Annotated in this window: 14 protein-coding genes; 4 read left to right on the forward strand and 10 right to left on the reverse strand. The window is 48.3% G+C overall.

What is annotated here, in order from left to right; all coding sequences use genetic code 11:
• Positions 1 to 71 precede the first annotated feature (71 nt).
• The 6 genes from NBZ79_RS00630 to NBZ79_RS00655 form a co-directional block, all read right to left on the reverse strand.
• Positions 72 to 533 carry a hypothetical protein gene (locus tag NBZ79_RS00630; RefSeq protein ID WP_251934532.1) on the reverse strand — a complete coding sequence of 154 codons (462 nt, stop codon included), beginning with the start codon at positions 531 to 533 and terminating at the stop codon, positions 72 to 74.
• Complete coding sequence (locus tag NBZ79_RS00635) at positions 533 to 841, reverse strand: winged helix domain-containing protein (RefSeq protein ID WP_251934533.1); 309 nt, start codon at positions 839 to 841, stop codon at positions 533 to 535. The genes NBZ79_RS00630 and NBZ79_RS00635 overlap by 1 nt, the downstream gene beginning before the upstream one ends.
• A gap of 287 nt (positions 842 to 1128) precedes the next feature.
• The gene (locus NBZ79_RS00640) at positions 1129 to 1407 is read right to left on the reverse strand and encodes a helix-turn-helix transcriptional regulator (RefSeq protein ID WP_251934534.1); all 279 of its coding nucleotides are present in this window, start codon (positions 1405 to 1407) and stop codon (positions 1129 to 1131) included.
• A gap of 174 nt (positions 1408 to 1581) precedes the next feature.
• Positions 1582 to 2337, reverse strand: a complete 756-nt coding sequence (locus tag NBZ79_RS00645) for a hypothetical protein (protein WP_251934535.1) — start codon at positions 2335 to 2337, stop codon at positions 1582 to 1584.
• 8 nt (positions 2338 to 2345) lie between these two features.
• Positions 2346 to 3536, reverse strand: a complete 1191-nt coding sequence (locus tag NBZ79_RS00650) for a tyrosine-type recombinase/integrase (RefSeq protein ID WP_251934537.1) — start codon at positions 3534 to 3536, stop codon at positions 2346 to 2348.
• A 253-nt stretch (positions 3537 to 3789) separates the two neighbouring features.
• Entirely contained in the window at positions 3790 to 5112 is a 1323-nt protein-coding gene (locus NBZ79_RS00655; RefSeq protein WP_251934539.1) for a serine hydroxymethyltransferase, read from the reverse strand.
• 102 nt (positions 5113 to 5214) lie between these two features.
• Here NBZ79_RS00655 and NBZ79_RS00660 point away from each other — a divergent pair, with 102 nt between their 5' ends.
• Complete coding sequence (locus NBZ79_RS00660; protein WP_251934541.1) at positions 5215 to 6123, forward strand: LysR substrate-binding domain-containing protein; 909 nt, start codon at positions 5215 to 5217, stop codon at positions 6121 to 6123.
• A gap of 14 nt (positions 6124 to 6137) precedes the next feature.
• Here the strand turns inward: NBZ79_RS00660 and NBZ79_RS00665 are convergent, their stop codons facing one another.
• The 4 genes from NBZ79_RS00665 to NBZ79_RS00680 all read right to left on the reverse strand — a co-directional run bounded on the left by NBZ79_RS00665 (position 6138) and on the right by NBZ79_RS00680 (position 11281).
• The gene (locus NBZ79_RS00665; protein WP_251934543.1) at positions 6138 to 8411 is read right to left on the reverse strand and encodes a mechanosensitive ion channel family protein; all 2274 of its coding nucleotides are present in this window, start codon (positions 8409 to 8411) and stop codon (positions 6138 to 6140) included.
• 131 nt (positions 8412 to 8542) lie between these two features.
• A complete protein-coding gene (locus NBZ79_RS00670; RefSeq protein WP_251934545.1) occupies positions 8543 to 9631 on the reverse strand; it encodes an NAD(P)H-dependent flavin oxidoreductase in 1089 nt (362 codons plus the stop codon).
• Positions 9632 to 9656: 25 nt separating this feature from the next.
• Positions 9657 to 10280 carry a FecR family protein gene (locus tag NBZ79_RS00675; RefSeq protein WP_251934547.1) on the reverse strand — a complete coding sequence of 208 codons (624 nt, stop codon included), beginning with the start codon at positions 10278 to 10280 and terminating at the stop codon, positions 9657 to 9659.
• A gap of 98 nt (positions 10281 to 10378) precedes the next feature.
• Positions 10379 to 11281 (reverse strand): zinc ABC transporter substrate-binding protein, encoded by a 903-nt coding sequence (locus NBZ79_RS00680; RefSeq protein ID WP_251934548.1) that lies wholly within the window; start codon positions 11279 to 11281, stop codon positions 10379 to 10381.
• A gap of 145 nt (positions 11282 to 11426) precedes the next feature.
• Here NBZ79_RS00680 and NBZ79_RS00685 point away from each other — a divergent pair, with 145 nt between their 5' ends.
• From NBZ79_RS00685 to NBZ79_RS00695, 3 genes are read left to right on the forward strand one after another with little or no spacing between them, the layout of a single operon-like run.
• Entirely contained in the window at positions 11427 to 11888 is a 462-nt protein-coding gene (locus NBZ79_RS00685) for a Fur family transcriptional regulator (RefSeq protein ID WP_251934557.1), read from the forward strand.
• The gene (locus NBZ79_RS00690; protein ID WP_251934559.1) at positions 11885 to 12658 is read left to right on the forward strand and encodes an ATP-binding cassette domain-containing protein; all 774 of its coding nucleotides are present in this window, start codon (positions 11885 to 11887) and stop codon (positions 12656 to 12658) included. Before NBZ79_RS00685 ends, NBZ79_RS00690 begins: the two co-directional genes overlap by 4 nt.
• Complete coding sequence (locus NBZ79_RS00695) at positions 12651 to 13457, forward strand: iron chelate uptake ABC transporter family permease subunit (RefSeq protein WP_251934561.1); 807 nt, start codon at positions 12651 to 12653, stop codon at positions 13455 to 13457. The genes NBZ79_RS00690 and NBZ79_RS00695 overlap by 8 nt, the downstream gene beginning before the upstream one ends.
• Positions 13458 to 13459: the final 2 nt, after the last annotated feature.

Raw genomic sequence — 13459 nt, forward strand, 5'->3', positions numbered from 1 at the left:
TATAGGTACTCCCCATACGGGACCATGAGGGTGCCCAAAAAGGGCCTGACGGTTACTGAGACGGGACATAATTATGCCCTTCGCTCCCCAGATGGGACCGTCAGGTAGTGAATATGTCCCGTGTCGGGAGCGACTTCTGTTTTTCTGAAGTCCATTCCGGGCTTCCATCGTCGCCAGTCATTGGTTGCCTGTTTGCCTTCATAGGGACGGTCAGTGACTTGCCATTCAGCAGCTTTACGCCCATGCCAGTGGCCAAACTTGGTAATCTGAATGAAGCCTCTTTCCTCAAGCTCCTTGAACGCCTTAGTGATTGTAGAGTTGCCCAGACGCAGCCTCTTACGGGCAGAGGCATAAGCAAGCGATAATTCGCCATTATTGCCCCCGTGATACTTTGAACGTAGTTCAACATATACTTTGCAGGAGGCGGGGCTCAGTGTAAGCCAAGCCTCGCTTGCAAGCATCGCGTATGAGAGCGGAACATACTGCTCATGCTTGTTCCGCCCATTGTTAAGGGTTTTACCGCCACGGGCCATCAGGCGGCTTCCTTCCGCTCTGGTCTGACTACTTCCGTAATCTCAACAGGCGTTTCCAGTACATGCCGTCCGTGCCAGCCACCTTCATGCTGTTCACGGTCTGTCCGAATGCTCAGGCCATGCTTATGGATGAGGTCATGGCAATAAGCAGCGAAGCGAAGGGCCCAACTGCTGACCTCCTGAGCTGTAACACCTTTTGGATAAGCCTCTACCAATGCCAACAAGCTCTTGGCGGTCTGGCCACGAGTGACGATAATTACCTCTTCGCCCTCGCGCATGTACTTTGCAGTAACCCTTAAAGATCTCATATCGCCACCCCATAATGTTCTGCCGCGATGAGGCGGGCATGGGCTGGGGAAACATGATATCGACGTTGGGTGAGAGAGGCGGTCAGGACCGGCGCTGGCAACGATCTGCTTGCTTCCCATTCAAATAATGGAAGGTTGTAAAAAGAGTTGGATTTAGGTATATTGTGCATGTTGTATTTCTTTCGTTGGTAGCGTTAGAAAAAATGAATTAATCCCTTGGAGCCTTGCCGCTCCGGGGATTTTTCGTTTAGGGGATGACCGCTTTTCACGGCTCCTGCTATTAATCATCACGCGGCCTCGTTTTTGCCGGTGTCTGACGTTGATTTGCGAAGCAGGCCGTCAGCCCATTCCTTCAAATCAATTCTGCGGTATTTGATGCAGCGAGAAGATATACGGACGTATTTTGGCCCGCCGCCCTTCTGTCGCTTGTCTTGAAGTGTTCGAACTTTCTGGCCGACAAAATTAGCGGCCTCGTCCTCCGGTATAAGTCCATACCAAAAATCGCCATTATCGCTTCCTTGCGGGATTTTGGGAGGTTCATTAAGTTGATGTACTTGCGTGACCAATGTGTATCTCCATCGCTGTTAAACAGTAATGGAGAGAAGGATATGCGTGGGGTTAAGCCATGAAAATACAAAATAATATTATGGTTGGATTTATTATTATGGTTTTTTTTAAGCTATTGTTTTTAAAGATTTTCATCACTATTTCCACGGGAATAGACGACACTCCCAATAAAATTATGAGATTTCTTTAGACGCTCTCTTCATGACATTGTAGCGGTCGCGAATTGCATTTTCTACAGCTCCCGTGCTGCTGGGTGCATATTTTGGATGTTCTTTTTTTACCCACTTGTGCAAGATATCCGCTTGTTCCTTTATTGTTTCTTTCAACTCTCCGGCATCATAAATTCGCTCTAGCTCCCTCATGTAGTGATGTTTGGTGTTTGGCTTACCTGGTAGGCCGCTTTTGTAAAGTTCGTCGCTATCGCTTATTTCTGAATTATTGGAATTATCCGTGACCATTTGACCTGCAGCTTTGTCACCAGATAGCCTTCTTACCAATTCACTTCGTAAATTCTCAATTTCGGACTTGAAAAAAATTATCTCCGTAAACGCCCCTTCATCGTTATCAATGGTTAGTTCCAGTGGCTCCAATCCAAGCGCTTTTCGTGCTGCGGGGTCTGGGTCTGTCGCGGCAATTGGTTCAAACTGGAAAGAACGGAATATGTCAGCGGGTATTTGCTCAACTTTCGACGAATACTTTTTTTTGCCCCTGACACGCAATCGACCTGACGCGGCGGCGCGGAGCATGATGTTGTTAAGAACATTTTGCTCGTGGTTCGATATACTTCCTACTGACGGCTCAAAACCGTTTTCTGCCTCCCATCCTTCCCAAAACCTTTCAAACGCACCTTTATCTGCTGCGCCATACGCAATAAAATTGTAAGCCCCGTAGAGGTCGTAATGGTCATCGAGAAATGAAAAGTCTTCCATTCTGGTGTTTATCCGTCGTCTGCCAATGAGAGGTTCGCCTTGCCTGAAGCCATCATAATATTTTCACCGTGCGCCTCCATTGCTTCTCGTGCAGGGTCATCGCCGAGACGGGCATAAATCAGCGTTGTCGCAATGTTTGAATGTCGAAGCGCTGATTTAATAACGTTCAGATCAACGCCAGTTTGAGTTAACCAGCTTCCTACAGACCGCCGTAAATCATGCAATTGCAAATCTTCGACCTCTGCTGCTTTGCGAACTCGACGCCATGCCTTGTCAATGTTAACGATGTGCTTCCCTTTAATTCTTCCGGGGAACAGGTAATGGTTCTTTTCTTCTGCTGGTATCGCGTTAATTATCGCCATAGCGGAGGCACTAAGCGTTACTTCCTGTTCTTCACCTGATTTCGTATCAGGAAGCCGGAGCATTTGCCGAGAATTGTCTATGTCTGACCGTTTCACCCGTAAAAGCTCGTTCTTGCGCAGGCCCGTCAAAAGATAAAGCCACATGGCAGAGCGAACATAAATACTCTGCTCCTTATCAATTGCCTTTGCGAGTGCAGGAAGTTCCTCTTGGGTTACAAATCGCTTGCGCTTGTACTCCCTGAATTTCTTGATACCCGTCGCGGGGTTCTCTGTTCCCTTGTCCATAAAATACCAGCTTTGCGCTTTCTCAAAGATGACGCGCAGGAGGTCTAAGGTCCGGTTGGCTTCATATGGCGCATTGACGCCAACCCTGGCATGAAGGGCGCTCACGTCATCTCGATTGATAGATGCGACAAGGCGGCTGTTCCAGGACGCGGGTATGTGGCGGTTGAGTCTGCTTTCGTCTGTCTTCCATGTTTTCTTGTGAGGTTTTGCGTGGTCTTGAATGTATTTGTCGCAAAGTTCTTTGAAATTTTTACCCTGGGAATGCTTTTTTCGTTCCTCTAACGGGTCCTTACCATCACGAACATCGACACGGTGTGCTTTTGCCCTATCCCTAGCCTGTTCAAGAGTGAGATCTGCGCCGAACCTGCCAAGAGTAAGAAGCCGTTTGCGACCCTGCGCCCTGTACCTGAGAATGAAAGCCTTTTTGCCAGAGGGGTAGATACGAACACCGAAGCCGGGGATAGTTTCATCCCATCGAACATCTGTTCCGCCAGCATAGACGAAGCTGTCAATTGACCGCTTGGTGAGTTTATGTATGCTTTGAGTGACCATTTCGAGTGACCTATAAGTGACCGCTCTATACAGTATCATATGGGGTATATTCAGTAAACCACGTAATGTGTAACAAGAGAAATCCTTGATAAATGGGGGGTTACAGTAACACAGAGTATAGTCGCGTATCTAAGAACAGTTGAATGGCATTCAAGAGGTCGTCGGTTCGATCCCGTCTGGCTCCACCATTACCCTCTTTCACAGAGGGTAATTTTACATTTCAGTAAAAATGCATGGCAAAGCGCCAGCTTTCTCATTCACAGATAAACCGTATTTTATCGAATTCAGCTCGCAAATTGGATACTTCGTCGGCTAGAGATTCTGGGCTATTTGTTGTGAGAGCTCTTGCAATGAGTGTGGCCAGGGGTCTGACGCTCTCTTTTGTGACGCCCCATCGTACAAGTTCAGGGGTTCCGATCCGTAGGCCGTTGAGATCGCCGGCTACGTCTGCCAAAGGTAACCCGATGCCACAGGCAAGGAAACCCGCTTGCCGGAGCTTTTTCGAAGCCGCTTGTCCGCCACCGAATGGAGCAGCTTCAATCGCAAATTGGTGAGATTCCGTGAAGCCATTATTCTTTGCAAATATGGGAATGGAGAGGAAATCGAGCTCTTCTGCGAGTGATTTAGCAACATCTATCATGGCCTTGGCATATGCTGTACCATGGGACTTCCAATCCAGCATAGTGATAGCGAGGGCTGCGGATTTTGCAGCATCAAAATTTGCCGTCATACCGGGAAACGCAATGGTGTCCAGCCGTTCAGCAATTTTGGCATCATTACTTACAATTAGCCCACCCGCGGGTCCAGCGAGACTTTTATAGGTACTCATGGTCATCAAATGAGCACCTTCGGCTAACGGGTTCGGCCAGGCTCTTCCGGCAATCATGCCGCATTGGTGGGCGGCATCAAATAAAACTTTAGCGCCAACTTCATCCGCTATTTCCCGAATTTCGCTCACCGGATGTGGAAACAGGTTCAAGCTGCCGCCAATGGTTATGAGTTTCGGCTGGACTGTTCGGGCAAGGTTTCTTAAGCCTGCAACATCAACTGTAAATCCATCTGCATTTACGGGGGCTTCATGGATGTTCAGCCCATACAAGCCCGCACAGCCTCCTTTGTGATGGGTCACGTGACCGCCAATGGAAGCCGGGGGAACAATGATATGATCTCCGGGCTGACAAACGGCCATAAACCCATAGAGGTTCGACAGCGCTCCAGAGGCGACACGAATCTCAGCATAATTCGCTTGAAAGACTTCGGCACAAAGTTCTGCACAGATAACTTCTATCTCTTCAATTGCTTCTAGGCCCATTTCGTATTTGTCGCCTGGATAACCAAGGGAGGGGCGTGATCCAAGGCCTGCGGAAAGAGCAGCTTCCGCACGAGGATTCATAACATTGGTTGCTGGATTGAGATTGAAACAGTCTTTTTCATGAATTTCGCGATTGCGATGAATCAATTGATCAATTCGATTATTGACTGTGGCAGCATTTGACCCGGACGTATTTTGTGCCAACTGCTGAATATAGGTTTCGCTCTGCTTCGGAACCCAGGTGCGTCTGATCAATGCGGTCATATCTGTTACCCTTTATTTTTAATGGACCAAATAGAGCAAAAATACTTGTTGTGGGCAAATGAGTATTACTATTTACTAGACGTAGAAAATCTAGGGGTCAAAATGGCGATCAACCCACCTCGACCAAAAATGCCGGCACTTAATGCATTGCGGGCTTTTGAGGCGGCTGCGCGGTTAGGTAGCTTTACTTACGCGGCTGAAGAGCTCTTTGTGACGCCTGGCGCAATCGCGCAGCACGTCAAATCTCTTGAGGCTTGGACAGGGGAAAAGCTTTTTAAAAGACTTCCGCAGGGATTAGAGCTGACAGCCCTCGGTGCCAGTGTTCTTGCAGATTTTATCGCCGCCTTTGATCAGTTGGGATTGGCGGTTCATAATCTCAGAACCAATGCCGCCCCTCGTGAAATCCGAATAGCAGCTTTGCCAAGTGTCGCGCAGCTTTGGCTTTCCCCCCGGCTACCGGGACTTCGAGAGGCAATGCCCGAAATCGCTATATCAGTAACAGCGCTCGAAAATCCGCCCAACCTTAATCGGGAACCGTTTGACCTGGCTATTTTCTATGAAGATCCTGATATTTCCCCTCTTTCTATTGTTCTGAGTCAGGACCTGATATTTCCCGTTTGCGCTCCCTCTATTGCTAGCCGATTAAAGATACCTGCCGATTTGGCTGAAGAAACACTTCTCCATGATATGACCTGGCAAAATGATTGGGAGATTTGGCTATTGCAACTACCTTCGATGCCGCATCTCAAGAAAAGCGGGCCCACATTTTCGTTGTATGCTCTGGCCCTTGAAGAGGCTAAAAACGGAGCGGGTATATTAATGGGACATGAAGCACTTGTTCAGTCACAACTGGACAGTGGCACACTGGTGGCTCTTTTCGATATGCCTCACCGACTGCAGAGATCCCTGACGATAAAAACGGCGAAGCCAATCATCGTGGGATCCGTACTAGACGAAACTGTCGCGAAGCTAATCAGTTTGGCATCGAAAGCGGCGGGAACATCTTGCTAACCCGTTACCAATCCTTACTTCGGAGGCTTTTCCGGATCGCCCAGAGCAGCCCCTAGGACTTGCGTTTTCTGTTTTTCGTTCAAATTTTCGTATTCGTCATCCGCCAATCGGACAGTTACCTGGCGATGAGCGAACTTGATGTCATTTTGCTCAAAAAGTTCTCGAATCCGCGCATAGACATGCTTGCGAATAACAAACTGATCGCCCGGCCGTGTCATATATTTTACCCGAATTATCATCGCTGAATCTTCCATGGCATATACGCCTTGGGATTTGAGCGGTTGCAGGAAATCTTTCCCGAATTCCGGATGCTCCTGCAGCTCGACCCCAAGCTTTTTAATCAGTTTCCTGACTTTCTCAACATCGGTGTCGTAAGTAAGACGAAGTTTCAGTTTCATCATTACCCAGTCTCTGGAGAAATTTTTGAGCATCCGTATTTCACCATATGGAATGGTATTCAGCGGTCCCATATGATGACGAAGTTGCAAGGAGCGGATTGTAATGCGCTCTACTGTTCCCTTGACATCTCCCACATCGACATACTCACCTTTCCGAAAAGCATCGTCAAAAAGGAAAAATGCACCGGAGAATATATCCCGGATCAAGGTTTGGGCACCGAAGCCAACCGCCATCCCAATAATACCCGCGCCCGCGAACAATGGTCCGACATCCAAGCCAAGGCCGGACAAGGCGATCATTGCCGTCATCACAACAATGGTTGCCAGAACAGAATACCGGATAAGCGGTAGAAGTGTCGCCAATCGGGTCGCGCCTGCGGCCCCGCCTTCTTCACCGGGTTCCGGTTCCGCGCCAACACCTTCGTCTTCAATTTTCCGTTCTATGGCAATTTTGGCAACTTGGAAGACAATATAGCCGGAGATAATGACAATCACGACATCCCACATCCGAACCAATGAGCTTTCTTCATCAAACAGATCAATTCCCCATTGGGCCAGGAGAAATACGCCAGCAAAACCGAAGATAACCAACAGAAGTCCCTGCCGTGCCAGGCTAACATATGTTAAATCCCGTGTGACAAACGGGTTGGCAGATTCTTTCGTTTCCTCAAATACCGTTGGTTCGTCATCGTCCGATAAAATCGTTGTCGTGACGGTCCGGCTGGTGTCCGGGTTATCGTGCTGGAATTGGATTTGCTGTCTGGCCAGTAAGCGATCGATAATAACCGTGCCGATACCATAAACCGTTAAACAAGCAACCAGCGTAAAGAATAATGCCGCCATGAGACCAAGGGCATCAGGTAGGCCCATAACAAGCCGAAAAACAGAAACAAGGCCTGCAAAGACGAGATAAATTCCAATTAAGTGATGCCACCCTCTGGCGACAGTTCGCATAAAGAACGAAAGCTCTGACAGCGGTTGATGGCCGGAGATGAGTTTCGAGACCGGATTTCGCGCCTTAAACAGCACCACATACCAAAAGACCATGAACGTCAGGACCATAATGATATGAATTAGGGTCAGGGAAGTTGTATTGAGGCCTAATTGTCCAATCCATCGTGTGAGCCCGACAGTGCATAACCCGATCATTGTTCCAGCTCTGAGCCAATTGAAGAGCATGATGGAATCTTCATCTGACATATCCGGGATACGACGCTCCGACCAGCTGGGACATAGCCAAATTCGCCAGATTTCTGTCATTAAAAAGGCCAGCGCAAGACTGTAAATCCATTCATAAATGGTTGTTTCTTCAACGAAGGTATCCCCGAGTACGATGCTGGATAAAGTAAAAGAAACAACGCAGAAAATAATAATACCGACCACCCGTCCAGCATAACGAACAAGCACCAAACACATATCAACGCTACGTTCGAAGGGAAGTGAATCGAAAATAGGCGATAGCTTGCCTATGAGCCATTTGAGGTAAATGATTACGACAACCAAGCCAATTCCCATGGATACCATAACAACAGCAATGGTCCATAGCAGGCTGTTTCCGCCGATAGCTGCACTGGCGTCTATCAATGTTTCAGCAATATCCGGAACAAGTTGCGGAAAATGATGAATAAGCGTGATGAGTTTTGCGCGGAATGTCCCAACCGTTGCCTGCAGGTTATCGGCGGCATCCGGTCCGGTTGTGGTTGCAGTTGCTTTTTTTGCCGAGACGACGACGACATCCAAACCCTTGGAGGCCGCGTCATCAATAATTTTCTGCAATGATTCTGATGTTAGAGAGCCTGTCTCTTCGGGTGTTTGTGCGGCGGACCAAACAGTTGACGCACTCCATATCATAAAACTAATGGATAGTATTTTAAAGAAATGACCCCACATAACTAATCCTGCCCCACTGCAATATTTAAAATTCTTCAGTGTAGTTTAAACGATGCATCCGTGAATACAATTTGATTGTCTTTTCAACAATACTAAACACATAGTAAATCATAAATCCTGCAGGGAAAACATTATGGTGAATATTTGCCTGAGAGCTCCGCCAATCGATGTTTTGCACTAGATATTAGCTGCTGCGTTAGTTCTGCTGCATCCAATTCCTGACCAAGGGCTGCAGATTGACCGGACCATAGAGATGAGAAGTCCGTTGACCCGGATTCTTCTGATTTTGCTTTCAACGGGCCCAATGCGGCCCCGGCCGTCGGAAAAGCAGGTGCGGTTTCTGACATGGGACCAATTTCCCGCATCGCACGGTTTATCAGACCACGGGCTGGTTTTCCGGAAAACAGGTTGGTTATGGCCGTTTGATCGTCTTGTGCAGTCTTTAAAGCCGCCCTGTGCAAATCGCTGATCAGGGATTGTGGCGTAAATAGATAGGCCGTTCCCACCTGAACACCAGCAGCGCCCAATGCGAAGGCGGCGGCAATCCCGCGATCATCAGCGATTCCGCCAGCAGCAATAACAGGGACTGTAACAGCGTCGACGACTTGTGGGACAAGGGAAAAAGTACCGGCTTGCGCTGTTACATCCTGCGTCAGGAACATACCGCGATGCCCGCCAGCTTCCGATCCTTGGGCGATAATCGCGTCACAGCCTCTTTCCTGTAACCATCTGGCCTCATCGACAGTTGTTGCGGAGCTGATGATATGCGCCCCCGTCGCCTTTACGCGATCGACGAGTGCGACATCGGGTAATCCAAAATGAAAGCTCACGATTTCTGGGCATATATCCTCAACCAGCTCGCATTGCTCCTCATCAAAAGGCCGACGTAGTCCTGCCGGCGGGATATTTGTCGGATCAAGCTGCAGTTCACGGTAATAGGGCGAGAGTTGCTGTTGCCAAGCGCTATCGCGCGCAGGCTCGGCGGGCTCTGGCTTGTGGCAAAGAAAGTTCATGGCGAAGGAATTTTGGCTTTGCTGGCGAATGATGCCAGCTTCGGCCCTGATATCATCAATATTCAACATACCGCAGGGCAGGGATCCAAGACCACCTGCATTACTGACGGCGATTACCATTGCCGATCCGTTGGCGCCTGCCATGGGCGCCTGAATAAAGGGGTTTTCAATCCCTAACAGATCGGTTAATCGGTTATCTGGCCACATCGAAAACTCTCTTCAATTGTTAGATCTATTTGAACGTCACAGAAGAAACGGCTTCTGAAACGCGGGATTTACCCCAAACTGAAACTTCACCGGGAGCAACGTCGGCACCCTGTAAGTTCACGCCCGTTCCGGATGCAGTTAGAATGCGGCCGCCTTCAGCATTCCGTACAATGATGATCCCCTCGATAAGAAAAATACCATAGGTTCCGGCTGAGGGTCCGCCCCAAAAATCTGTTCCGCGAATTCCAATGGTTGCCGAGGACGTTTTTACTTCCGCCCGCTTGTCTTTCATTTTTCCGATGCCGCCAGAAATAAACCGGAAAGGACCTTGCGCAGCGTCGAGCAGAATTCGGCCAACACTTTTCTTCGGATCATAGAGAAATTGGTCGATGACGAGGGTACTGTTTTCTCCGATGGTTAATATTGTTTCGTCCATAAAAGTGATTTCGATCCGCGCTTCTTTTGCCGAGACTATTTCATCGTTTTCATGGATCGCGGAGCCGGTTTTCAGCGGCAGTGTCTGTCCATCCCGGACGACATTAGCGTTGTTTTGTAGGCGTGTTACTGTGCCAACTTCAGCTTCAGCCATCACTAAATTAGGTACCAGGAAGACGCCGATAAAAGCTATCAGCGTTATGATTTTATGCATATCATACCTTGTTATCTGCTTCATGATTGCAAGCACTGTGACGTTTCTGTCTGTACTAGGCAACAAAAATATTGCCAGTTTATTGGGAATGAGCAGACCTAGTTACGATCCTCATCGAGGCAGGCTGCAAAATTACCCGCAAGCTCCTGCATCAATAAAAAATATAAATCCGGATTTTCTTCCAAAGCGGCTCCAATGGGATCCAATGTGCCGATACGCACGCTGCTTCCTTCAATTACGGTTTCTATCAGCCGGTCACTAAATTGCGGTTCCCGAAAGACGCAGACGACCTTCTCGTCCTGCAGTTTTTTTCGAATTGCTTGAACATCCTTGATTGATTGTGGTTGATTGGGCTCAATGGTTATTGAACCGACCCCGTTAAGGCCTTGTTGATGATCAAAATACTGATAGGCATCATGCAGGACGATATAAGGCTTATCTTTTACTGGTTGTAAAAGAACAGCGAGCTCCTTGTCTAAAATTTCAATCCGGTCTAGCAGTCTTTTGGCATTCACTTGGTATATTGACGCATTATCCGGATTTATTTCACTTAGTCTTCGGGCGATAATTTGGACTATTGTTCGGGCATTATCAGTGTCGAGCCAGATATGTAAATCATCGCCTTCATGCCCATGATCATTTTCACTACGAGCACTGGTCTCTTGGTGGCCATGCTCCGCATGATCATGGTTATCCCAATCACTGCTCTTTCGAAGAGGCAGGATTTCCATGCCGGGTTGATGCGCTATTTCGACAACTGTGACAGTTGAGGGAAGATTTTTGAGGGCATTTCGGAGAAACGGCTCAAAAGCATCATCAATATAGAATACCGCACGGGCTTTCTGTAGGAGCTGCAATTGTGATGGTCGCAGGGAATATCCATGCGGGGATGCGTTTTGGCGCATCAGCAAGTCTGCCTTGCCAGTATCTCCCATGACGCCCTGCACCAAAGCGTGAAGCGGCTTAATTGAAACGACAATGCCATGAGATTGTGTTGCCATTGCGGGTGCGGAAAACCCCAAGAGTAGAATAGTTAAAATGAAAATTCGAAACATGAAGTGAAAGCCTTAAGGTGTGTTGCGAGCGACAAGGCGTTATGTTATATTATAACACAAGCTGACGAACAACCCCAAATGGAGGGTCATTTTGCATAATTGCACCGCACATAATGACTGCATTGCCACTGCTTTAGCGGAGGCAGAGAGTATTTGCGCAGCCAGGGATTTACGGTTTACGGATATCCGCCGGAATGTTCTGGAACTTGTCTGGACAAATCATGGGCCGATCAAGGCTTATGATATATTGAAACGTCTGGATAGCCGTATCGCTGCCATTAAACCGCCGACAGTTTACCGAGCATTGGATTTTCTTGTAGAGAATGGGCTCGTCCACAAGCTTGATAGCCTGAATGCTTTTGCTGGTTGTAGCCACCCTTTGAAACATAGCGAATGTTATTTTCTCATTTGCGAGAGTTGCGGTGAGGCTAAGGAATGCTGTAACGCGGATTTATCGGAATTGATTTTAAGAATTGCCCGGGAGATCAAGTTTCAGGTGCATCACACGACCTTGGAAATATCCGGCGAATGTGAGGAGTGCCATAATCCATGACTGCGTTGCTATCCGCAGAGAATCTGTTTGTAATCCGTGACGGTGACGAAATCTTGAGCGATGTTTCTCTCTCTCTTGATGATCGGGGTTTTGTAACAATTATCGGACCGAACGGTGCCGGGAAATCCATGTTGTTGAAATGCATTATGGGGTTCTACAAGCCGGACAGGGGGCAGGTGGTCCGAAAAAAAGGACTGCGTGTCGGCTATGTTCCGCAACGGCTTGTCGCCGATCACACCATCCCAGTTCGTGTCCGGCGGTTCCTGAGCCTGCGCAAGAAAGCGAGCAAGGAAACGCTGGAGCAAGTAGCGGAGGAGACCGGCATTACAGAACTGTTGGAGCAGCCTTTACATGTATTATCAGGCGGTGAATTACAGCGGGTCTTGCTAGCACGTGCTCTGCTTGATGACCCTGAACTCCTGGTCCTAGATGAGCCCGCACAGAATTTGGATGTCACTGGCCAGCTTGCCTTTTATAAATTACTGGACCGTATCTATGCCGAAAGGCAAGTGAGCATTCTCATGGTGTCTCATGATCTGCATCTGGTAATGTCCAGCACAAAACAAGTGGTTTGCCTTTATCATCATGTCTGTTGTTCCGGAGAGCCACATATGGTGACCCGTGATCCGGAATTCATTTCCTTGTTTGGAAATGACATGGCGAAGTTGATGGCTGTGTATAATCATTCGCATGATCACGACCATGATCATGAACATAGCCATAATCATGACCATAATCACGATCATCATGGAGTACGTTCCCATGGATGATTTCGTTATACGTGCCTTGGTTGCCGGCATGGGAGTGGCCTTGATTGCAGGACCGCTGGGATGTTTTGTGGTGTGGCGACGGATGTCTTATTTCGGCGATTCTCTGGCCCATAGCGCGTTACTTGGAATTGCGCTGGGCTTGCTTTATGGGATAAACGTTAATCTCGGGACCGTTATAGTTTGTTCAATTTTTGCTCTGCTCTTGGTCTGGCTGCAGCATCGACGGGTACTGGCGACGGATACATTGCTGGGAATTCTGGCGCATGCGGCTTTATCCATTGGTATGGTCGCCATCAGTTTCCTTGATAACCCGCGCTTTGATCTGCATAGCTACTTATTCGGTGATATTCTGACTGTTCGCCTAACAGACCTTTACTGGATTTATGGAGGCGGGGCGGTTGTCATTGCATTAATGATCGCCAATTGGTCCTCTCTGACCTTAATGACAATTCATGAAGATCTGGCGCGCGCTGAAGGCGTCAATACCATGTGGAGCAATATCCTTCTGATGTTCTTGATGACCATTGTTGTGGCCGTATCGATCCGCATTGTCGGAATTTTGCTGGTAACCTCGCTTCTCATAATCCCAGCAGCGACGGCGCGGCAATTGGTAGCTTCACCGGAAAATATGGCCTTAATGGCTGCGATACTTGGGCTATGTGCTGTTTTTGGCGGTATTTTTGGCTCCATTCAATTTGACACGCCCTCTGGCCCAAGCATTGTGACAGCTGCGGCGTTTATGTTCGCCGCGATTTCCTTTGGAGTTGCCGTTTATTCTCGCCGCCGAACTGCCACATGAGA

The sequence above is a fragment of the Sneathiella marina genome (genome assembly GCF_023746535.1).
Classification (GTDB): Bacteria; Pseudomonadota; Alphaproteobacteria; order Sneathiellales; family Sneathiellaceae; genus Sneathiella; species Sneathiella marina.

Coding starts and splice junctions, on each gene's coding strand:
- NBZ79_RS00630 (WP_251934532.1), bottom strand. CDS start 533: ATGGCCCGTGGCGGTAAAACCCTTAACAATGGGCGGAACAAGCATGAG.
- NBZ79_RS00635 (WP_251934533.1), bottom strand. CDS start 841: ATGAGATCTTTAAGGGTTACTGCAAAGTACATGCGCGAGGGCGAAGAG.
- NBZ79_RS00645 (WP_251934535.1), bottom strand. CDS start 2,337: ATGGAAGACTTTTCATTTCTCGATGACCATTACGACCTCTACGGGGCT.
- NBZ79_RS00650 (WP_251934537.1), bottom strand. CDS start 3,536: ATGGTCACTCAAAGCATACATAAACTCACCAAGCGGTCAATTGACAGC.
- NBZ79_RS00655 (WP_251934539.1), bottom strand. CDS start 5,112: ATGACCGCATTGATCAGACGCACCTGGGTTCCGAAGCAGAGCGAAACC.
- NBZ79_RS00660 (WP_251934541.1), top strand. CDS start 5,215: ATGGCGATCAACCCACCTCGACCAAAAATGCCGGCACTTAATGCATTG.
- NBZ79_RS00665 (WP_251934543.1), bottom strand. CDS start 8,411: ATGTGGGGTCATTTCTTTAAAATACTATCCATTAGTTTTATGATATGG.
- NBZ79_RS00670 (WP_251934545.1), bottom strand. CDS start 9,631: ATGTGGCCAGATAACCGATTAACCGATCTGTTAGGGATTGAAAACCCC.
- NBZ79_RS00675 (WP_251934547.1), bottom strand. CDS start 10,280: ATGCATAAAATCATAACGCTGATAGCTTTTATCGGCGTCTTCCTGGTA.
- NBZ79_RS00680 (WP_251934548.1), bottom strand. CDS start 11,281: ATGGCAACACAATCTCATGGCATTGTCGTTTCAATTAAGCCGCTTCAC.
- NBZ79_RS00690 (WP_251934559.1), top strand. CDS start 11,885: ATGACTGCGTTGCTATCCGCAGAGAATCTGTTTGTAATCCGTGACGGT.
- NBZ79_RS00695 (WP_251934561.1), top strand. CDS start 12,651: ATGGATGATTTCGTTATACGTGCCTTGGTTGCCGGCATGGGAGTGGCC.